At 70.8% G+C, this 20,577-nt stretch carries 20 protein-coding genes and 4 tRNA genes; 7 read left to right on the plus strand and 17 right to left on the minus strand.

Annotation, left to right across the window (positions count from 1 at the left end; genetic code table 11):
* The first annotated feature begins 47 nt into the window (after positions 1-47).
* Entirely contained in the window at positions 48-788 is a 741-nt protein-coding gene (locus ACFO6S_RS20310; protein ID WP_378419955.1) for a queuosine precursor transporter, read from the plus strand.
* 22 nt (positions 789-810) lie between these two features.
* Here the strand turns inward: ACFO6S_RS20310 and tgt are convergent, their stop codons facing one another.
* From tgt to ACFO6S_RS20355, 9 genes are all read right to left on the minus strand, one after another.
* The gene (tgt, locus tag ACFO6S_RS20315; RefSeq protein WP_378419785.1) at positions 811-2,088 is read right to left on the minus strand and encodes a tRNA guanosine(34) transglycosylase Tgt; all 1,278 of its coding nucleotides are present in this window, start codon (positions 2,086-2,088) and stop codon (positions 811-813) included.
* Between the two features lie 115 nt (positions 2,089-2,203).
* On the minus strand, positions 2,204-4,099 hold the full coding sequence (locus ACFO6S_RS20320) for an ABC transporter ATP-binding protein (protein WP_378419956.1): 1,896 nt from the start codon (positions 4,097-4,099) through the stop codon (positions 2,204-2,206).
* 368 nt (positions 4,100-4,467) lie between these two features.
* The gene (locus tag ACFO6S_RS20325) at positions 4,468-6,201 is read right to left on the minus strand and encodes an ABC transporter ATP-binding protein (protein ID WP_378419786.1); all 1,734 of its coding nucleotides are present in this window, start codon (positions 6,199-6,201) and stop codon (positions 4,468-4,470) included.
* A gap of 82 nt (positions 6,202-6,283) precedes the next feature.
* Positions 6,284-6,739: an RrF2 family transcriptional regulator gene (locus tag ACFO6S_RS20330; protein WP_378419787.1), complete on the minus strand. Its 456-nt coding sequence runs from the start codon at positions 6,737-6,739 to the stop codon at positions 6,284-6,286.
* 89 nt (positions 6,740-6,828) lie between these two features.
* Positions 6,829-7,281, minus strand: a complete 453-nt coding sequence (locus ACFO6S_RS20335) for a putative periplasmic lipoprotein (RefSeq protein WP_378419788.1) — start codon at positions 7,279-7,281, stop codon at positions 6,829-6,831.
* 76 nt (positions 7,282-7,357) lie between these two features.
* A complete protein-coding gene (locus ACFO6S_RS20340) occupies positions 7,358-8,044 on the minus strand; it encodes a YceI family protein (protein WP_378419789.1) in 687 nt (228 codons plus the stop codon).
* An 86-nt stretch (positions 8,045-8,130) separates the two neighbouring features.
* A tRNA-Ser gene (locus ACFO6S_RS20345) sits at positions 8,131-8,221 on the minus strand.
* 45 nt (positions 8,222-8,266) lie between these two features.
* Complete coding sequence (locus ACFO6S_RS20350; RefSeq protein ID WP_378419957.1) at positions 8,267-8,701, minus strand: nucleoside deaminase; 435 nt, start codon at positions 8,699-8,701, stop codon at positions 8,267-8,269.
* A 39-nt stretch (positions 8,702-8,740) separates the two neighbouring features.
* Positions 8,741-9,280: a tRNA adenosine deaminase-associated protein gene (locus tag ACFO6S_RS20355; RefSeq protein WP_378419790.1), complete on the minus strand. Its 540-nt coding sequence runs from the start codon at positions 9,278-9,280 to the stop codon at positions 8,741-8,743.
* A 48-nt stretch (positions 9,281-9,328) separates the two neighbouring features.
* On the opposite strand from ACFO6S_RS20355, the gene ACFO6S_RS20360 reads away from it, so the two are divergent.
* Entirely contained in the window at positions 9,329-10,300 is a 972-nt protein-coding gene (locus ACFO6S_RS20360) for a prephenate dehydrogenase (RefSeq protein WP_378419791.1), read from the plus strand.
* 36 nt (positions 10,301-10,336) lie between these two features.
* Here ACFO6S_RS20360 and ACFO6S_RS20365 read toward each other — a convergent pair whose 3' ends face one another.
* The 4 genes from ACFO6S_RS20365 to ACFO6S_RS20380 form a co-directional block, all read right to left on the minus strand.
* Positions 10,337-10,948 carry a putative glycolipid-binding domain-containing protein gene (locus tag ACFO6S_RS20365; RefSeq protein ID WP_378419792.1) on the minus strand — a complete coding sequence of 204 codons (612 nt, stop codon included), beginning with the start codon at positions 10,946-10,948 and terminating at the stop codon, positions 10,337-10,339.
* A gap of 187 nt (positions 10,949-11,135) precedes the next feature.
* Positions 11,136-11,208: transfer RNA gene (locus ACFO6S_RS20370), tRNA-Arg, on the minus strand.
* A 39-nt stretch (positions 11,209-11,247) separates the two neighbouring features.
* A tRNA-Ser gene (locus ACFO6S_RS20375) sits at positions 11,248-11,339 on the minus strand.
* A gap of 105 nt (positions 11,340-11,444) precedes the next feature.
* On the minus strand, positions 11,445-12,188 hold the full coding sequence (locus ACFO6S_RS20380) for a dienelactone hydrolase family protein (protein ID WP_378419793.1): 744 nt from the start codon (positions 12,186-12,188) through the stop codon (positions 11,445-11,447).
* A gap of 104 nt (positions 12,189-12,292) precedes the next feature.
* Here ACFO6S_RS20380 and hisC point away from each other — a divergent pair, with 104 nt between their 5' ends.
* The 4 genes from hisC to ACFO6S_RS20400 all read left to right on the plus strand — a co-directional run bounded on the left by hisC (position 12,293) and on the right by ACFO6S_RS20400 (position 15,622).
* The gene (hisC, locus tag ACFO6S_RS20385; RefSeq protein ID WP_378419794.1) at positions 12,293-13,387 is read left to right on the plus strand and encodes a histidinol-phosphate transaminase; all 1,095 of its coding nucleotides are present in this window, start codon (positions 12,293-12,295) and stop codon (positions 13,385-13,387) included.
* 77 nt (positions 13,388-13,464) lie between these two features.
* Positions 13,465-14,307 carry a DUF5602 domain-containing protein gene (locus ACFO6S_RS20390; RefSeq protein ID WP_378419795.1) on the plus strand — a complete coding sequence of 281 codons (843 nt, stop codon included), beginning with the start codon at positions 13,465-13,467 and terminating at the stop codon, positions 14,305-14,307.
* Positions 14,308-14,414: 107 nt separating this feature from the next.
* Positions 14,415-14,798 (plus strand): hypothetical protein, encoded by a 384-nt coding sequence (locus ACFO6S_RS20395; RefSeq protein WP_378419796.1) that lies wholly within the window; start codon positions 14,415-14,417, stop codon positions 14,796-14,798.
* 74 nt (positions 14,799-14,872) lie between these two features.
* A complete protein-coding gene (locus ACFO6S_RS20400; protein ID WP_378419797.1) occupies positions 14,873-15,622 on the plus strand; it encodes a Clp protease N-terminal domain-containing protein in 750 nt (249 codons plus the stop codon).
* 369 nt (positions 15,623-15,991) lie between these two features.
* Here the strand turns inward: ACFO6S_RS20400 and ACFO6S_RS20405 are convergent.
* The 4 genes from ACFO6S_RS20405 to ACFO6S_RS20420 form a co-directional block, all read right to left on the minus strand.
* Positions 15,992-16,078 (minus strand) — tRNA-Ser (locus tag ACFO6S_RS20405).
* A 49-nt stretch (positions 16,079-16,127) separates the two neighbouring features.
* Positions 16,128-16,631 carry a MarR family winged helix-turn-helix transcriptional regulator gene (locus ACFO6S_RS20410; protein ID WP_378419798.1) on the minus strand — a complete coding sequence of 168 codons (504 nt, stop codon included), beginning with the start codon at positions 16,629-16,631 and terminating at the stop codon, positions 16,128-16,130.
* A gap of 58 nt (positions 16,632-16,689) precedes the next feature.
* Positions 16,690-18,261, minus strand: coding sequence for a DUF5615 family PIN-like protein (locus ACFO6S_RS20415; protein WP_378419799.1), 1,572 nt, complete (start codon positions 18,259-18,261; stop codon positions 16,690-16,692).
* Between the two features lie 91 nt (positions 18,262-18,352).
* Complete coding sequence (locus ACFO6S_RS20420; RefSeq protein WP_378419800.1) at positions 18,353-19,537, minus strand: alpha-hydroxy-acid oxidizing protein; 1,185 nt, start codon at positions 19,535-19,537, stop codon at positions 18,353-18,355.
* 29 nt (positions 19,538-19,566) lie between these two features.
* On the opposite strand from ACFO6S_RS20420, the gene ACFO6S_RS20425 reads away from it, so the two are divergent.
* The gene (locus tag ACFO6S_RS20425) at positions 19,567-20,550 is read left to right on the plus strand and encodes an NAD(P)H-quinone oxidoreductase (protein ID WP_378419801.1); all 984 of its coding nucleotides are present in this window, start codon (positions 19,567-19,569) and stop codon (positions 20,548-20,550) included.
* Positions 20,551-20,577 lie beyond the last annotated feature (27 nt).

Raw genomic sequence — 20,577 nt, forward strand, 5'->3', positions numbered from 1 at the left:
CGGGTTCGCGCCCGGCGTCGTCGTGGTGCTTGGATGACGTCGTGACAGTGTCAGAACCGGCCCAGACCGCCCCCGAGGCCCCGCCCGTGGCAGCGACGTTCGCCCACGTGAGCCGCGGCTACTACCCAACCATCGTGGCGCTGTTCACGGCCGTGCTGCTGATCTCGAACATCTGCGCCACCAAGGGGGTGGCCTTCTTCGCCGGATCCGAGCTCAGCCTCGGGCCGCTGCAGATCCTGCCGATCATCACCGACGGCGGCTTCTTCCTGTTCCCCCTGGCCTACGTGCTCGGCGACGTGCTCAGCGAGGTGTACGGCTTCAAGGCAACCCGCCGGGCGATCTACCTGGGCTTCGGCGCCCTGATCCTGGCGGCGGGCTGCTTCTGGCTGTTGCTCGCGCTGCCGTCGGCGGACTTCTACGAACACCAGGCGGCGCTGGAATCGGTGGTCGGCGTCTACCCCCGACTGCTGCTGGCCGGCCTGTCCGGTTATCTCGTCGGGCAGCTGCTGAACTCGCTGGTGATGGTCGCCATCAAGGAGCGCACCAAGGAGAAGCACCTGTGGGCTCGGCTGATCGGGTCGACCGTCGTCGGCGAGTTCGCCGACACCCTGATCTTCTGCTCGATCGCCGCGGGTGCGATCGGCATCACCACCGGCGGCGACTTCGTCAACTACCTGATCGTCGGCGTCGTGTGGAAGATCCTGGTCGAGATCCTGGTCATGCCGATCACCTACCGCGTCATCGCCTACATCAAGAAGCGCGAGCCGACGTACGTGCTCGCCGCCTGACCGGCGGGCGGGTACGGGCCCGTTACGGCTTGTCGGGGCCGTAGAACCGGCCGAGGGTCTCCGCCTTGAAGTCGTGGAAGTAGCCACCCTCGATGCTGGCGCGGATGTCGTCGACCAGTCTCACGGTGAACCGCTCGTTGTGAATGGTGCACAGCGTCGACGCGAGCATTTCCTTCGCCTTGAACAGGTGGTGGATGTACGCCCGCGTGTAGTTGGCGCAGGTGTAGCAGTCGCACTCGTCGTCGATGGGCGTGAAGTCGCGGCGGAAGCGGCTGGTGTTGATGTTGAACCGACCGGACCGGACGTAGATGGCGGCGTTGCGGGCCACCCGGGACGGGTTGACGCAGTCGAAGGTGTCGGCGCCGTTCTCGATCGCGACGAAGAAGTCGTCGGGCTCGCTGATCCCGAGCATGTGCCGCGGCTTGTGCTCGGGCAGCTCCTCGTTGCACCAGCGCACGATGGTGCCCAGGTTCTGCTTCTCGAGCGCGCCGCCGATGCCGTAGCCGTCGAAGCCGTAGCCGTTCTCCCCCTCGATGGACTCGAGGCCGCGGCACGCCTGCCTGCGCAGGTCCTCGTACTGCGCGCCCTGCACCACGCCGAACAGCGCCTGGTAGGGCTTGTCGGCGCGCTCGGCGGTGAGCTTCTCGTGCTCGGCGATGCAGCGGATCGCCCACTCCTGGGTTCGCTGGACCGAACGCTCCTGGTAGCCGCGGGTGTTGAGCAGGGTGGTCAGCTCGTCGAAGGCGAACATGATGTCGGCACCGAGCTGGTGCTGGATCTGCATCGACACCTCGGGCGTGAACCGGTGCTTGCTGCCGTCGAGGTGCGACTTGAACGTGACGCCGTCGTCGTCGACCGTCGCGAGGCGCTCCTTGCCGTCGGCGATCACGTCGTCGGACTGCACGCCCACCGACTCCATCGCCAGCACCTTCCGGAACCCGACGCCCAGCGACATCACCTGGAACCCGCCGCTGTCGGTGAAGGTGGGGCCGTCCCAGTTCATGAACTTGCCCAGCCCGCCGGCCTCGTCGACGATGTCCGCGCCCGGCTGCAGGTACAGGTGGTACGCGTTGGCCAGCACCGACTGGGTGCCCACGTCCTTGACGGACTCCGGCAGCATCGCCTTGACCGTCGCCTTGGTGCCGACCACCACGAACGACGGCGTCGCGATGTCGCCGTGCGGGGTGTGGATGGTGCCGGTGCGGCCGAGTCGGTCCTCGAGCCGGGTCCCGATGCTGAAGATCGACTCGGGACGCTTCGCGGGGCTCGCGGCGGACTGCGGCTGTACTGCGGAATTCACCCGGCAATCCTGTCACAGCGCGGCGCGAGGGCACCCTGCGCAGCAGGTCAGCGACCGCGGGACGGGACGGGGCCGGCCCGCGTCCCCGCCGGCCGGCCCCGTCCCCGCGGCCGGTTTACACTGCCGCGCCGACGAACTGACTGTTGTAGAGCTCGAAGTACGCGCTGCGGTGTGCCAGCAGCTCCTCGTGGGTGCCCTGCTCGACGATCTTCCCGTTCTCCATCACCACGATCAGGTGCGCGTCCCGGATGGTCGAGAGCCGGTGCGCGATGACGAAGCTGGTGCGGTCGGTACGCAGCGACTCGGTGGCGTGCTGGACCAGTAGTTCGGTCCGGGTGTCCACCGAGCTGGTGGCCTCGTCGAGGATCAGGATCGAGGGCTGCGCGATGAACGCCCTGGCGATGGTGATCAGCTGCTTCTCGCCTGCGCTGACGTTGTTGCCCTCCGCGTCGATGACGGTGTCGTAGCCGTCGGGCAGGGTGTGCACGAACTTGTCCACGTGGCTCAGCCGCGCCGCCTCCGCGATCTGCGCGTCGGTGGCGCCGGGCAGGCCGTAGGCGATGTTCTCGCGGATGGTGCCGCCGAACAGCCAGGTGTCCTGCAGCACCATCCCGATCCGGGAACGCAGGTCGTCGCGCGTCATCGTCGCGATGTCGGTGCCGTCGAGCACGATCCGTCCGGAGTCGACCTCGTAGAACCGCATGATCAGGTTCACCAGGGTGGTCTTGCCTGCGCCGGTGGGGCCGACGATCGCGACCATGTGTCCGGGCTCCGCGGTGAGCGAGAGGTCCTCGATGAGCGGCTGCTCCGCCTTGTAGCGGAAGGACACCTTCTGGAACTCGACGTGGCCCCGGGCGACCGCCGGGCTCTTGGCCGGGTCCGGGTCTGCGCCCTGCTCGTCCTCGTCGAGCAGCGCGAACACCCGCTCGGCGGACGCCACCCCGGACTGCATCAGGTTGGCCATGCTGGCGACCTGACTGATCGGCTGGCTGAACTGGCGCGAGTACTGGATGAACGCCTGCACGTCGCCGAGGCTCATCGAGCCCGACGCCACCCGCATGCCGCCGATCACCGCGATCGCCACGTAGTTGAGGTTGCCGAGGAAGTTGACCGCCGGCATGACCATCCCGGAGATGAACTGCGCGCTGAACGCGGAGTTGTACAGCTCCTGGTTCTTCTCGTCGAAGTCGGCCTGCACCTCGCGCTGCCGACCGAAGACCTTCACCAGCTCGTGCCCGGTGAACGACTCCTCGATCTGCGCGTTCAGCGCGCCGGTCGTCTTCCACTGGGCGACGAAGTGCTTCTGCGAGCGCTTCGCAACGAGCGTGGTGACCAGCAACGACGCCGGCACCGTCAGCACCGCGATCCCGGCCAGCAGCGGCGAGATCCACAGCATCATCCCGAGGATGCCGAGCACCGACAGGATGGCCATCAGCAGCTGGCTGATCACCTGCTGCACGGTCTGCGAGACGTTGTCGATGTCGTTGGTGACGCGGCTGAGCAGGTCACCGCGGGGATGGGTGTCGAAGTACTGCAACGGAAGCCGATGAATCTTCTCCTCCACGTCGCCGCGGAGCTTCTTGACGGTGCCCTGCACGATGATGTTCAGCAGGTACGCCTGTACCCACGCGAAAAGCGACGACAGCACGTAGAGACCGAGGACCAGCGCCAGCACCCTGCCCATCGCGGTGAAGTCGATTCCGGTCCCGGGCACCACGTTCATCGAGGACACCATGTCCGCGAAGGTGTCCTGACCCTGCGCGCGCAGGCCCTCGACCGCCTGCTCCTTGGTCAGGCCCGCGGGCAGCTGCCTGCCGACGATGCCGTCGAAGATGATGTTGGTGGCGTGCCCGAGGATCTTCGGGCCGATCACGCTGAGCACCACGCTCAGCGTGGCCATGGCGATCACCACCGCCACCGCGAGCCGGTGCGGGGCCAGCCGTCGCAGCAGACGCTTCGCGGACGGCAGGAAGTTCATCGCCTTGGCCGACGGACCCGTCGCCATGCCCATCGGTCCGCGCGGCGACTGGGCGGGCGGTACCGCGGGCGGCGTCGTGTCGGGCGGCTCCGGCGGCGTACCGGCGGCGCCCACCGCGGCGAACACCTCGGTGGGCGAGTCGTCGGCGGGCCCGGTGGACTGGGGAACCGGGGGCGGCGGGCCGTCGGTGTAGCGGGGGATCTGGGTGGTCGGCGCGTCGTCGTCGCCGTGGTGGCCCCAGAAGCCGCCCCTGGCGTCCCAGTCGTCGCCCGGCTTGTTCCAGAAACCGCCGCGCGCGGTCCAGTCGTCGCCCTGCTTGCTCCAGAAACCGCCACGGGCGGTCCAGTCGTCGCCCTGTTTGTCCCAGAAACCGCCGCGCGCGGTCCAGTCGTCGCCGGGATTCATGACGCCTCCTGCGCGGCGAACTGCGAGGACACGATCTCCGCGTAGGTTTCGCAACTGTCGAGCAACTGGGAATGGGTGCCGATACCGACGACCGCACCGTCGTCGAGCACGACGATCTGATCGGCGTCGACGATGGTCGAGACGCGCTGCGCGACGATGATCACGCAGGACCCGCTGGTGACCGGCTTGAGCGCCGCCCGCAGCCGGGCGTCCGTGCTCAGGTCGAGCGCCGAGAACGAGTCGTCGAAAAGGTAGATCTCGGGCTGTCGGACCAGCGCCCGGGCGATCGCGAGGCGCTGGCGCTGCCCGCCGGAGACGGTGGTGCCGCCCTGCGCGACGGCGGTGTCGAGGCCCTCCGGCATCTCCCGCACGAAGTCCGCGGCCTGCGCGATCTCCAGCGCCTGCCACAGTTCGGCGTCGGTGGCATCGGGCTTTCCGTAGCGCAGGTTCGTGGCCACGGTGCCGGAGAACAGGAACGGCTTCTGCGGGACGAGCCCGATCGAGGCCCGCAGCCGGTCCGGTTCGATGGACCGCACGTCCGCCGCCCCGACCAGCACCTGGCCGTCGGTGGCGTCGATCAGCCGAGGGATCAGGTTCAGCAGGGTCGACTTGCCGGAGCCGGTGCCGCCGATGATCGCGGTCGTCATGCCGGGCTCGGCGAGGAAGCTGATCTCGCGCAGCACCGGCTTCTCCGCGCCCGGGAACGCGAACGAGACACCGCGCATCTCGACGATGCCCCGCTCCTGCCAGTTCGGCAGCACCCAGGTGGGCGCCTGCACCGACGGGACCGTGTCGAGCACCTCGGAGATGCGCTCGGCGCAGACCGAGGCGCGGGGAATCAGGACCGTCATCACCGACACCATCATCACCGACATCAGGATCTGCATGATGTAGGACAACACCGCGGTGAGGCCACCGATCTCCATCTTGCCCTGGTCGATCAGGTGGCCGCCGAACCACAGCACCGAGACGCTGGTGATGTTCGCGATGAGCATCACCACCGGGAGCATGAACGCCATCAACCTGCCGATCCGCAGCGCGGTGCCGGCGAGCGCCTCGTTGGCGTCCTCGAACCGCTGGATCTCCTGCGGCTCCCGGACGAAGGCCCGGACCACCCGGATGCCGGTGATCTGCTCGCGCAGCACCCGGTTGATGGAGTCGATCCGGACCTGCATCACCCGGAACTGCGGCACCATCCGCCGGATCACCAGGCCCATCGCCAGCGCCAGCAGCGGCACAGCCACGGCGAGCACCCAGGCCAGGCCCTGCGACTGCCGGATCGACATGACGATGCCGCCGATGCACATGATCGGTGCCGCGACCAGGATGGTGCAGCTGATCACCACCACCATCTGGACCTGCTGCACGTCGTTGGTGTTGCGGGTGATCAGCGACGGCGCGCCGAAGAAGCCGACCTCGCGGGCCGAGAACTCCCCGACCTTGTGCATCACGGCACCGCGCAGGTCGCGGCCCAGGCCCATCGCGGCGCGGGCGCCGAAGTACACCGCGCCGATGCTGCAGAGGATCTGCAGGCAGGTCACCAGCAGCATGATTCCGCCGGTGGAGAGCACCACCGCGGTGTCGCCCTTCGTGACGCCCTTGTCGATGATGTCCGCGTTGAGACTGGGCAGATAGAGCGACGCCATCGTGGAAATCAACTGGAGCGCAACCACACCCGCCAGATCGCCCCAGTACGGGCGCAGGTGATTGCGCAACAGGGAGTACAACATAGTGTCCGAGGCTACCAACCAGCTGGTTTCCGGCTCCTGAAGATCGCATCACGAGCGGCCGGTCGGGTTCCCCGGGTCCCGCTCACCGACGACGCCACGCCTGCGGGTCGCTGTTGAGTTCGGCCACGAAGCCGGGCAGCGCGCCTGCCGCGATGTCCGCGACCGAGACCCCCTCGAGCACCGCCCGCAGGTTCACCCGGACGGCGATCCACACCTCCACCAGCGCCGCCGCATGGCCGTCGTAGTGGACCTCCTCCGGCCGTTCCCCGCGCACCGAGGCGAGCGGGCCCTCCATCGCGCGGATCACGTCGGCGACGGTGATCTCCGCGGCCGGGCGGGCCAGCCAGTAGCCGCCGTCGCGGCCCCGGCGGCTGCTCACCATGCCGGCGCGTCGCAGCTCGCCGAGCACCGCCTCGAGGAACTTGTGCGGTACCGCCTGCGCCTGCGCCAACCGGTCCGCCTTGACCGGTCCGTCACCCGCCGCGGCCAGTTCGACGAGGGCACGCACGGCGTAGTCGACCTTCGCGGTGATGTGCACGCGGCCCCTTCACTGGATCGGCGGATCGACGGGATCCAATTCCTACCATTTGACTAGGCAAGGAACAAGGGGGCGGACCTGCTCGGGCGTCAGCTGGTCCAGGCGGCGCGGTGGCTCTCGACGGGCGCCGCGGGATCCCAGTCCTGCGGCTGGAAGCCGGTGCTGCGCACGACGTCACCGCCGACCACCTGCACCGTCAGCGTGCCGAGCGAGCTGCCCAGCAACGAACCGATGACCGGGGTCGCGACGGCCGACGCGGCGTCCGCGAGCCCGTCGCCGTCGAGCCCCTGCGCGCAGAGCCGGACCGTGACGTCGACGTCGACCGGGGTGTGGTCGCTGTTGAGCGTGGTGACGGCGCCGTCGACGGTGACGCCTGCGGGCAGCACCGCGGTCTTGGCGATCAGGGTGGCCGTCGGGTCGTCCTTGCTGGCGTCCGCGGGGCACGACGGGCCTGCGGCGGGGGCGGCCGAGGAGTCCTCGGAACCGCAGCCGGTGAGCAGCAGCGCGCTGCCTGCGACGAGGGCGATGATGGTGCGTGTCATCCGGCAATTGTGAGGCCACTGGATCCGGCCCGGACGCCCGGGTGACGGTCGGGTGAAACGGATCGGGCCAGGCGTCCTAGTCCCGGACGAGGTGGACCAGGAAGTCCACGGTCCCGGAGTCGTCGACGGAGACGAACGCGAACGACGGCGCCCGCACCCCGAAGTCCGTCCAGGTCACCGGGACGCTGCCCGAGGCGATCAGCGACCGACCCGAGTGCAGCACGTCGAGGTCGACGGCGACCGGCCGACGGACACCGCGCAGTTCCAGGGTGCCGGTCGCAGGCACGGTCACGGCGGTGCCGTCGGTCGGCAGCGCCGTCAGGTCGACCGGGGCGTCGAGGGTGAACGACGCGGTCGGGTACCGGTCGGTGGACATCACGTTGCCTGCGAACTGCCCGTCGCGACGGGCGTTGTCGGTGGTGACGGACCCGACCTGCACGGTCACCGCCGCCTCGGTGAGCACTCTGCCGTCGACGGTGGCGTGGCCGTCGACCTGGTCCGTCGAGCCGACGACCGTCACGCTCGCACCGTTGAGCACCTCGTGGACGGTGTACCCGGCGGAGGTGGCGTTCGGTGCGGCGCCTGCGTCGACCCGCCAGCGTCCGCCCAGTTCCCCCACCCCGGGCTGAACGCCGGACGTGGAGACCGACGCGGCCGGGGCGTCGTCGTGGGCGAACCAGGTGCCGTACGCCCACGGCCCGACGACCAGGGCCAGCACCGCGACCAGTACCAGTCCCCCGACAACCAACCAGCGCCTGTTCACCGGTGCCACGGTAGTGGGCGCCGGACCCCCGGGAAACATGCACCGGAAACAAGAAAGCCCCGACCGGAAACCGGTCGGGGCTTTGCTGGCGGTGGCGGAGGGATTTGAACCCTCGGTACGGGGTTACCGTACACAGCATTTCGAGTGCTGCACCTTCGGCCGCTCGGACACGCCACCGGCGAGAACTGTACCCGAACGCCGACTTGGGATGAAATCGCCCCTCTACCTGCGGTGACGGAAGAATTCGTCGAGCAGGGCCGCGCACTCGACCTCGAGGACACCGCCGCGCACCCCCGGCCGATGGGTGAGCCTGCGGTCGCGGACCACGTCCCACAGCGACCCGACGGCGCCGGTCTTGGGCTCCCACGCCCCGAACACCACCCGCGAGACCCGGGCCAGCACCAGCGCACCGGCGCACATCGTGCAGGGCTCCAGGGTCACCGCCAGCGTCGCGCCCTCGAGCCGCCAGCCGTCGCCGTGCACGCGGGCGGCGGCGCGCAGCGCCAGGATCTCGGCGTGCGCGGTCGGGTCACCGGAGGCCTCGCGGGCGTTCGCGGCCCGCGCCAGCTCCACGCCGTTCGCGTCGAACACCACCGCACCCACCGGCACGTCCGCCTCGCCGGCCCCAGCCGCGGCATCGAGCGCCGCCCGGACCATCGCCTCGTCGCGGGCCAGCGCCGTGGGACCCAAGTCCGACTACCGCGGTGCGGCGTCGAGCACCGCGGTCAGCTCGTCCGCGAATCCGAGGCTCTGCGCGATCCGCGCGAGCTGCTCGTCCGGGTACAGATCCGTCTCCGCGAGGATCACGCCGAGCACCGGCTCCGGCAGCCCGAGATCCGCGAGCAAACCGAGGTCGCCCTCTTCCCACGGCTCCACGGTGTCGAGGTCGTCCGGGTCGATGTCCGGCACCTCGACGTTCAACGAGTCCAGCACGTCCGCGGCAATGTCGTAGTCCAGCGCCATGGTGGCGTCGGAGAGCAGCAGCCGGGTCCCGGACGGCGCCGGGCGCAGGATCACGAAGAACTCCTCGTCCACGTCGATCAGCCCGAAAACCGCCCCTGAACTGCGCATCTCCCGCAGCTCGGTCTCCGCCGCCTCGAGGCTGTCCAGTGCGGCCGAGGTCAGCGCGGTACACCGCCACTGGCCGTCCTCACGAACGACCGCGACAGCGAAGCCGTCGAGCTCCTCGAGATCGTCCGAAGGTGCGCTGTTGTCCCTCGCGCGCTGAGCAGCCATCCCGTCACCGTAGTCCGCCGCACGCCGGTAACAGAAGTCCAGCGACAAATGTGCCAACCTATCCGGGTGTCTGCTGAAACCACCACCCCGCCGGTGTGCGTGCTCGGGCTGGGGCTGATCGGCGGTTCGCTGCTGCGCGCCGCGGTCGCCGACGGCCGGTCCGCCTGGGGCTACAACCGTTCCGCCGACCCGGTCCGGGACGCCCGCGCCGACGGCTTCGACGCCGACACCGACCTCGCCGCGGTGCTGCGCCGGGCCGCCGAGGCCGACGCCGTGGTGGTGGTCGCGGTGCCCGTGCCCGCGCTCGACGCGGTACTGGCCCAGGTCGCCGTCCACGCCCCCGACTGCACCCTCACCGACGTGGTCAGCGTCAAGGGAGCGGTACGTGACGCCGTCGCCCGGCACGGACTGGGCGCGCGATTCGTCGGCGGGCACCCGATGGCCGGGACCGCCGAGTCCGGCTGGTCGGCCGGCGACGCCGAACTGTTCCGGGACGCGGTCTGGGTGGTCGGCTCCGAGGACGGCGTCGACCCGCGGTCCTGGTCCCGGGTGGCGGACCTGGCCCTGGGGTGCGGCGCCGTGGTGGTGCCCGCGGACCCCGACGAACACGACTCCGCGGTCGCGCGGATCTCGCACCTGCCGCACCTGCTGGCGGAGGCCCTCGCGACGACGGCGGCGGCCGGCGGCGACCTGGCGCTGGCGCTGGCCGCCGGTTCCTTCCGCGACGGCACCCGCGTAGCCGGCACCGCACCGGACCTGGTCCGCGCGATGTGCGAGGCGAACGCCGAGGCCCTCACCGTCGCGCTGGACGAGGCGCTGGCACTGCTCACCGCGGCCCGGACCGCCCTGGTCGCGGAGACCAGCACGGAGACACTGGTGCTTTCCGGGCATGCGGCCCGGTTGCGGTACGAGAACCTGGCGCGCGCCGAGATCACCGGGGTGCGGGTCGGCGAGCCGGGCTGGGAGCGCCGGATGCGCGAGGCCGGCCGTCGCGGCGAGGTGCTGCGTACCCTCCCCTGAGCCGGTCGCCTCCGGGCGGTCCGCCCGGCGCAGGCGTCAGATGCGCTCGGCCAGGCCGGGGTAGTCGAGAATGAACCCGTCGGCGTCGACGGTGACCGAGGAACTCGACACCGGCGAGAGCACGTGGATGCCGTCCGAGCCGCTGCTGTAGGTCAGGCTCGCCTCCTGCACGCTCAGGTCCGGGAGGTACACGTAGACGACCGGGACCTGGATCTCCTCGGCGTCGGTCTGCATGCCGAATCGCCGGATCGGCAGGGTGTTGAAGAAGGGACTGAGCACCACGTCCACGTCCAGCGCGCCGCCGAACGTCGAACGCTTGGGGTTGGTGCCGTCCTCGATCATCCAGTACCCCTCCTCGTCCCGGCTGATCGAGACCTGCCGCTCCCCCGAGGCCAGGCTGGTGCGCAGCGAGAGCCGGCGGGTGATGCCGTTCTCGTCGGTGACCAGGTCGTAGGAGGCGCTGAAGGCCGGGTGGTCGGCGCACTGGCCGCCGATGATCCGGCCGGTGGCCTTGATCCGGTTGCCGACGAGCTGGACGCGGACGGACTCCATCCGCGGCGCCGAGTGCGCGCGCCAGGTCAGGACCGACGGCCAGGCCGGCACGGAGCCCGCGGGCGCCGACGCGGCGCCCTGATCAGGAGTGGTCACCCGACTACGGTATGCGACGCCACCGGATAAGGCACCGATCGAGTTCACCCGCGCGCCCTCAGCGGTGGCCGCACCGAACGGGTGGATACCGGAACATCGGCCGAGAGCAGAGCCCGGCAACGTCCCGTTCGACGGGCCCGATGCCGAAAGAACCCCGCCACCTGACGGTGACGGGGTTCTCTCACTGTGCGCCCGAAGGGATTCGAACCCCTAACCTCTTGATCCGTAGTCAAGTGCTCTATCCGTTGAGCTACGGGCGCATGTTCATCTTCAATTGTGCTGGCCTACTAGCACCAGCGTGGCGGAAGCGAGAGGATTTGAACCTCCGGTCCCCTTTGAGGAGGACAACTCATTAGCAGTGAGTCCCATTCGGCCGCTCTGGCACGCTTCCTAGGCTCCGGAACCGTTCGGTTCCGCCGGATCGAAAGGTTACACAGGCTGGACCAGTAAGGCAAAACGCCTCCAAAAGACCAGGTGAACGCCGGTTCCGTGCCCGTCAGCGCAGGTTGGCGTCGAACCAGTCGAAGATCCTCCGCTGCGCGTCCACGATCGCCTGCGTCGCGGGATCGGCCTCGTCCCCGTCGGCCGGGACCCGAGGGGGTTCGTCGGCGCGGTGCGCGAGACCGCGGTAACTGACCACGTGGGTGGCGACGGGGGCACGGGCGGTGGCGTCGCGCAGCCGCTCCACGTGCGCGGGCGGGGTCCGGGGGTCGTCCTCCCCGTACAGACCGAGCCACGGCGCCTGCAGCGCCGCCACGGCGTCCACGAGCGCGGGGGCGTCGGGTCGCAGCGCGGTGACGATGCCGCGGGCGGCGACACTCACCGCCGCCCCGACCGGTCGGTCCGTCGCCACCAGCAGCGCCGCGGTACCGGCGTCGTCGAAGCCGAGCACCCCGACGCAGTCCGGGTACACGCCGCGTCCGGTCAACCAGTCGAAGGCCGCGTCGAAGTCGGCGAACAGGTTGTCACCGAACACCTCGACATCGGTGCCTGCGGGCTGGCGGTGGAACAGGTGCGGCGCGACCGTCAGCCAACCCTCGCCTGCCAGCAGGCCCATCAGGTCCAGCAGCGCTTCGGTGAAGACCCGCGACTCGTGCAGGACCACGATCCCGCCGCGCGCCGGCCCGTCCGGGACGGCGACCGTCAGCGGCACCCGGCCCGGCCATTCACCCGGCGCCGCCGCTTCCGACCGCCCACCGACCGCACGGAGCACCGCACTGCCGGTGGATATCCCCGACATACATCCACTCTGGCACGACGCGCGCCTGTGCGCTCCCCCGATTCCCGAGCCAGTAGCCGGTCAATCGCACCGGGCCCGTACCGGGCCGCGCATAATGTCCCACCGTGACCGCACGCATCCGCCCCGACCTCGCCGCCATTGCCCCTTACGTGCCCGGACGCAACGTCCCGGGCGCGATCAAGTTGGCAAGCAACGAGACCACACCGGGCCCGCTGCCCGGAGTGCTGGCCGCGATCGCCGAGGCTGCGACGGGCATCAACCGCTACCCCGACAACGGCGCGGTGGCCCTGCGCGAAGCCCTGGCCGCCCGGCTCGGCGTCGACGCCAACCGGATTGCGACGGGATGCGGGTCGGTGAGCCTGTGCCAGGAGCTGGTGCAGATCGTCGCAGGCGCCGGCGACGAGGTGGTCTACGCGTGGCGGTCGTTCGAGGCGTACCCGGTGGTCGTCAAGGTCGCCGGCGCCACCCCGGTCGAGGTCCCGCTGACCGCCGAGTTCGCACACGACCTCGACGCGATGCTGGCCGCCGTCACGGACCGCACCCGGATGATCATCGTGTGCAACCCCAACAACCCGACCGGCGGCGCCTTCGGCAACGACGTACTCGCCCGGTTCCTGGACGCCGTCCCCTCGCACATCCTGGTGGTGCTCGACGAGGCGTACATCGAGTACACCCGGCCGGGTGACTACGACGGCACCGAACATCCGGACGGCGTAGCCCTCGCCGAGGGACGTCCGAATGTCGTTGTGCTCCGGACGTTCTCGAAGGCCTACGGGCTGGCGGGCGTCCGCGTCGGCTACGCGGTGGCGGACCCGGCCATCATCTCCGCACTGAGCAAGGTGCACGTCCCGTTCTCGGTCAGCACCCTCGCGCAGGCCGCGGCGATCGCCTCGCTCGAGGCGGCCGACGAGCTGCTGGCCCGCACCGACCGCCTCGTCGTGGAACGCGCCCGGGTGCGGGACGCGCTGCTCGCGGTCGGCTACGAGGTGCCGCGGTCGGGCGGCAACTTCCTGTGGATGCCGCTCGGCGACCAGGCGGCCGCATACAGCGCGGCGTCGACCGAGGCGGGCGTCCTGCTGCGTGCGTACGACGTCGACGGCGTCCGCGTCACCCTCGGCGATCCGGCCGAGAACGACGCCTTCCTGGCGTTCGCGACCGGCGCGGGCCTCGACATCTGGCGGGCGTCCCGCAAGGGCTGACCGCGGCCGAACGCTGGAACACCGACGTCCGCGTCGGTAGTCTTCTAACTCCCGGAAGACCATCCCGCGAGGTGCACATGCGCGCACACCGACCGCTCCGCCCGCCCGGCATCCGGCTCGCCGCCCTGGCGGTGGCCGCCTGCACCGGGATGTCCGTGCTCACCGGCTGCGCGAGCGCCCGCGCCGGCGGCATCGCCGGGGCGAACGTCGACCGGGGCGGCACCTTCTTCGGCGCACCGACGGGCATCGGCGACGGCACCGCCCGGGCCTACGTGACGTTGGACGCCGACGGACGTCCGACGGACGCCGGGATCCGGATGACCGCGGCCGCCCTGGACGGCCTGCCGGACGCCCCGATGAACGAGTTCCCACTCGCACTGCCCGCACAGGGGGCGTCGACGATCTTCGAAGCCGTGGTCGTGGACTGGAATCCACACGGCCACGGGCCCGCGGCGCTGTTCGGAAAGCCGCACTTCGACATGCACTTCTACCTGATCGACGAGGCCGCGCGCGCCGAGATCACACCGGCCAGAATGGATTTCATCCCTCGCGCCAGCAATCTGCCACCGGTGCAGAAGATGCCGGCAGGCTACTCGCCGCCGGCCGGGCCCGCCGTCCTGAACACCGCCACGGGGATGGGCGTGCACTGGACCAACGACGCCGACCACATGGTCCCGGGCGAGTACGACTTCACCGAGACGTTCCTCGCCGGATCCTGGGACGGCGCGTACACCTTCATGGAGCCGATGATGACGCGCGCATGGCTGATGACCAAACCGACTGTGCACAAGAAGATCTCGCAGCCGGAGAGCTATCCGAAGCCCGGCCGCTACCCGACCGCGTACTCCGTGACGTACGACGACGCCACCGCCGAGTACGTGATCGACCTCGGCGAGATGGCGGCCCGACCGGGACCCTGAGAACGGGACCCTGAGAATCCGACGGTTCGCCCGGCGGTGGCCCGGCAACGGGTTTACAGTCGGGGCCTGGCTTCATAATCCTTCGTCTGCCCAGGTGAGGAACTCAAATGAACCTGATGAAGAGCACAGCAGCATCGGCCCTGATCGCCGCGGCGGTGGTGGCGGGGGCGGGCACCGCGCAGGCGAACCCGGTCGGTCCACCGGGCCAGTCGCTCCCCGGCGTCCACCAGGTCGACTCCCCCGCCAAGCAGGCCGCCCTCGAGAAGATGCTCAACGAACTCAACCTGGGCTGGGCCAACGGCGGCGCGGCGGGGACGGCGATCGGCGCGGCCATCGGGCTCGGCGTTGGCTGCATCTCGATGTTCCCCGGCAGCCTGGCCGGCTGCATGATCGGAGCCCCGACCGGCGCGGTCGTCGGCGCCCTCGTCGGCATGGGCAACGGCAATCCCAATGCGCAGCAGGCGATTCAGGACTACATCAACACCCCGTAGGAACCGCCACACCGGCAGACACCATGCGTCAACCCGAGGTTGACGATCGCCAATCGTCAACCTACGGTTGACGCATGACCGATCCCGTACGCATGACCAACCCCGTCCGCCTCGACGAACTGATCGACGCCATCAAGCGGATCCACCCCGACGCCCTGGACCAGCTCTCCGACGCGGTCCTCGCCGCCGACCACCTCGGCGAGGTTGCCGACCACCTGATCGGCCACTTCGTCGACCAGGCCCGGCGCTCGGGCGCCTCCTGGACCGACATCGGCAGGAGCATGGGCGTGACCAAGCAGGCCGCCCAGAAGCGGTACACGACCAAGGCCGCGGACCAGCCGTCCGACCTCGACCCGAACCAGGGCTTCGGCCGATTCACCGAGCGCGCCCGCAACGTGGTGATGGCCTCGCAGAACGAGGCGCGCGCGGCCGGCAACGCCGAGATCGGGCCGGCACATCTGGCCCTGGGCCTGCTCGCCGAGCCGGAGGCGTTCGCGGCCCGCGCCGTCCTCGCGCAGGGCGTGACGCTGGACGCGGTCCGCGAGGCCGTCGCCGCGACGCTGCCGCCGGCGGCCGACGCCGACACCATGCCCGCCCTCATCCCGTACGACGCGCCCGCGCGCAAGGCACTCGAGCTGACCTTCCGCGAGGCGCTGCGGCTCGGCCACGACTACGTCGGGACCGAGCACCTGCTGCTCGCCCTGCTGGAACTCGAGGACGGCTCCGGTCCGCTCAGCGGCCTGGGACTCGGCAAGGCCGCCACCGACGCGTACGTCATCGCGGCGCTGGAGGCGGTGCTCAGCGCCCAGAAGGACCAGCAGTAGGACCGGACCGCACCACCGGCCCGCCGACCGGCGGGCGCCCTCACTCGACGGCGGGACCGCTCACTTGTCGGGCATGTTCGGCATCATCGGCGACATGGGCATCATCGGCATCGGCATGCCCATGCTGTGCAGCCACATCATGATGGCCATGATCTCTGCAGGCATCGTCACTCACTCCTTGCCAGACCGGGAGCGATCGCCATTGGCGTGGAGGCGCGGACATGCATCCGACTGGTGGACAGCCCCGGGTCGTACCGGGAACCCCCGCAGACCGCTCCGCCCGTCAAGTATCCGCCCGTAGGGGCCGGTACCGACAGGGCACGCAAACAAGAACGGCCCCGACCTGCGGGTACCAGGTCGGGGCCTTCGCGGAAGCGGAGGGATTTGAACCCCCGGTGGGTTTAACGCCACGCTCGCTTTCAAGGCGAGTGCATTCGGCCGCTCTGCCACGCTTCCGTGGCGAATCTTAGCGCCCACGGCCGACGGCACCCGAGCGCCCCGGATCTCAGGCGTCGTCGCGCTCGTCGAGCGCGGCATCCACCTTGGCGAAGACCGTGGCCACCGCGGCCAACTCCTGGGGCTCGAGCAGGTCGATCAGGTACTTGCGGACACCGTGCACATGCGTCGGCGCGGCCACCGCGAGCCGTTCGCGGCCGGCGTCGGTGATGACGGCCAGCACGCCGCGGCCGTCGTCGACGCAGGTGCTCCGGGCGACCAGTCCCTCGACCTCCATGCGACGGATCTGGTGGGTGAGCCTGCTGCGGGACGAGAGCACCCCGTCGGCGAGCTCGCTCATCCGCACCGAACCGTCCGGCGACTCAGAGAGCATCACCAGGATCCGGTAGTCCGCCAACGAGATCCCGTGAGCGGCCTGCAGGTCCCTGTTGAGCACCTCCATCAGCCGCTGACTGGCGTCGATGAACCCCCGCCAGGCGCCCATTTCGGTACCGTCGAGCCAGCGGGGATTCGAGACCGTGTCATCGGGAGTATCTGTCAGCACAGCACCCATCCTAATATGTACCAAGGGAAACTACCGACCGAACAGTCTTTAAATTGTGGCCGAGCACTCAGCTCCCTCCGATCGGGAACGCGCGCACCCGGATCCGCTCGGCGCCGAGAACCACCAGCGCTCCCGGATCGAACGCCTGGGCAATGTGCGGGAACGAGGCCAGCAGCACCGAGACCTGCTCGTCGACGGCGGCGTCCGGACGCCGGAGCAGCAACACGCTCGGGCCCGACTCCGCCTCGATCAGGTCGTCGACGTAGCCGACCTCGGCGGTGACCAACACCCGGCCCTCCGCGGCGGCGCACGCGAGCACCCGCGTGCGGTCGGCGCCACGCAGGTCGGCCGAGTAGAGGTGGACCGCGTCGTACCCGGCGTCCCGCAGCTGCGCCGCCACCCGGGTGCTGAGGTTCTCGTCGATCAACAACGCCAACCCCGCGACCGCCGCCGAGGGGATGCCGGTGATCAGGTCCGGATAGGCGACGTCGAGGTCGTCGGCACCGTCGAGACCCGAGAGCCGAGCGTCGAGCTCGGTGTCGGGCGCACCGGCCTCGCCCGCCCGGTGCAGCCAGGCGAGCGCACCGGCGCCCACCCCGGCCGCGGCGAGGCCACCCGCCAGTGCCAGGCCGGCGCCGCCGGGGAGCGGCTGCCGCACGGGCTCGCCGGCCGGGGCCGCCTCCGGGTCCGCAGCCGCCTCGGTCTCCTCGACGACCGGCGCCGGTACTGCCGGCACAGTCGGCACTGCCGGCACTGCCGGCGTAGTCGGCGCCAGAGGCCCGGCCGCCGCCGCGCCCCGCCGACCCCAGAGCAGGAACAGGCCCGCAGAACCCGCGACGACCGCCGCGACGACCCACCCCAGCCACGACCTGTCGCCCTCCGGGCCCTCGTCCGCCACGACGGCGTCGACGTCCGCGAGCGTCTCGACCACGTCACCGGTCGGCACCCGCGCGGCCGACGTCCCCGTGTCCTGCAGTCCGTCGAGCCGCCCCGCGAGCTCCGCCGGCACGACGACGTAGCCGTCGGCCGCGCTGTAGCGGATCGAGGCGGTCCCCTCCGCGCCGCCGAACCTCATCTCCCGGACGCCGTCGACCTCGGTCTCCGCGGCGATCGGCGCGCCCAGCGGGCCCTCGGCGCCGCCGAGGTGGTTCCACGCGGCCAGGATCGGGCCCCGGACCAGCCAGGCGCCGCCCTCCGGCGTCCAGTAGCCGGTCGCGCCGTCGGGGCCGCTGAAGTCGCTGAACCGGTCCGCGCCCGCCAGTGCATCGGTCTCGTCGACGGTCGGGAAGCCGAGGACCGCGGGACCGCCCGCCTCGCGGTACCGGGCGAGGATGTCGCCGTACAGGACATGCGCGCCGGTCTCCGCGGAGTAGTAGATCGCGCCGCCCTCGTAGTCCTGCCCGACGCCGCCGCTGATCACGTAGGCGTCGCCGACGGGCTTGCCGAGCGGCGTGCTCGCCCCACCGAACGCGTCGTACTTGCTGCTGATCTCGTCCGAGTACCCCTGCTGCGCACCCTCGTCCGGGGCGGAGAGCCGCACCGCCGCGGCGACCGGCGACGCAACCAGCGCCGCACCCGCCACGACCGCACACCCGACGGCCACCCGAGTGGCCAACGGTGAACGCCTGGACTGCTGCATGGGCACACTCATTCCGCTGAGGGCGCCCACCTGGTCCGGCACCGACTGGTGAACACCGTAACCGCCATCCCGGGCAAGTGCGGGTAGGACGCTACCGCTCGGGAAGGTGGTGCAACACGGCGGAATCGAGCTCCGCCACGCTCGCGAAACCGGCCAGACCGAGCGTCACGTCGAGGTCCGCCAGCAGCACCCGAAGCGCATGCCGCACGCCGTCCCGGCCCGCGAGCCCGAGCCCGTACACCCAGGGCCTGCCGTAGAGCACGGCGTCGGCGCCGAGCGCCAGCGCGGTGATCACGTCTGCGCCGCAACGGATCCCGGAGTCGAGCAGGACGTCCGCCCGGTCCCCCACCGCGGCCGCGACCGGGCCGAGCGCGTCCAGCGCGGCGATCGCGCCGTCCACCTGTCGGCCGCCGTGGTTGCTCACCACCACGCCGGCCGCGCCGGCATCGACCACCGCCCGCGCGTCGTCCGGATGCACGATCCCCTTCACCGCGATCGGCAGGTCCGTCCAGTCCCGCAGCCGCGCCGCGTCACTCGCCCGGATGGCATGGTTGCCGAACATCGACGCCCAGGTCAGCACCGCCATCTGCATGGCCTCCGCGCTCTGCTCCGGCGGACTCGACAGGCGGGACCGGAACACCGGGTCGGTGAGGTAGTTCGCGATCCCCTTGGCCTTCAGGAACGGCAGATGCCCGAGTTCGAGATCACGTGGCCGCCAGCCCATTCCGGGAGTGTCCGCGGTCAACACGATCGCCTTGGCGCCGGCCGCCGTGGCCCGTCGCACCATCGACTCGGCCACCTCGTCGTCCGACGGCCAGTACAGCTGGAACCACCAGTTCTCCCCCGACACCGCCCCGACCTTCTCGATCGGGGTGGACGCCGCGGTGGAGAGCACCGAGCCGATGCCGAGTTCGTTCGCGACCTCGCCGACCGCCAGTTCCGCGTCCGGGTGCACCAGTTCGAGCACCCCGACGGGCGCGGTGAGCACCGGCGCGGCCAGCCTGGTGCCGAGCACCTGCACACTCAGGTCGCGTGCCTCGGCGGCCGCGGTCCCGCGCAGCATCCGCGGCACCAGGGCGCGGCGACCGAACGCGGCCACGTTCGCGGCCGCGGTCCGCTCGGTCGACGCGCTGCCCGCGATGTACCCGAACGCCTCGGGAGAGAGGGTGGTGCGGGCGCGCTCCTCGAGCCCGGCCGCGGTCATCGGGAGAGCCGGCACCGTGCCGCCCAGCCCGGCGAAGTAGATCTCGTTCTGCAGGTTGCCGAAGTTGGTCACGGCGTGACCGTAGCCGCTAGCGTCGAGGTATGCGCGCAATCACCGTCACCACACCGGGCGGCCCCGAAACGCTGGCCTGGACCGAGGTTCCCGACCCTCGCCCGGGCCCCGGACAGGTCCTCGTCGACGTCGCCGCCACCGCTGTCAACCGTGCCGACATCCTGCAGCGCCGGGGCCTCTACCCGCCGCCGCCCGGCGCCAGCGAGATCCTCGGCCTCGAATGCTCCGGCACCGTCGCCGAACTCGGCGAGGGGGTTCGTGACTGGGCCGTCGGCGACCGGGTCTGCGCGCTGCTCTCCGGCGGCGGCTACGCGCAGCGGGTCGTCGTCCCGGCCACCCAGTTGCTGCCGGTGCCCGACGGCCTGGACCTGCACACGGCGGCGGCGCTGCCGGAGGCGGCCTGCACCGTGTGGTCGAACCTGGTGATGATCGGCGGCATGGGCGCCGGCCAGCTGGTGCTGATCCACGGCGGCGGGGGCGGCATCGGCACCCACGCGATCCAGGTCGCCGTGGCACTGGGCGCCACGGTGGTGACCACGGCCGGCTCGGCAGGCAAGCTCGCCGCCTGCCGCGAGCTCGGCGCCGCGGTCACCGTCAACTACCGGGACGAGGACTTCGTCGCCGCGGTGGCCGCGACGGGTCGGGGCGCCGACCTGATCCTCGACAACATGGGCGCCGCGTACCTGGGCCGCAACGTCGAGGCCCTGGCGCCGGACGGCCAGCTGTGCGTGATCGGCATGCAGGGCGGCCGACTCGGCGAACTGGACCTGGGCACGCTGCTCGCCAAGCGCGGGCGTGTGTTCGCGACCGGGCTTCGGGGTCGGCCCGAGACGGGCCGGTCCAGCAAGGCGGAGATCGTCGCGGCGGTCACCGCGCAGCTGTGGCCGATGGTCGCCGACGGCCGGGTCCGGCCGGTGGTGCACGCGGAGCTGCCGATCACCGAAGTGGCCGACGCGCATCCGATGCTCGACTCCCCCGACACCGTCGGCAAGGTGGTCCTGCGGGTGTCCTGAGCCCGCGACCCGCTGGCCGGGGGCGGC

The organism is Rhodococcus kronopolitis (assembly GCF_042654025.1).
In the GTDB taxonomy this organism is placed as follows: Bacteria; Actinomycetota; Actinomycetes; order Mycobacteriales; family Mycobacteriaceae; genus Rhodococcus_G; species Rhodococcus_G kronopolitis.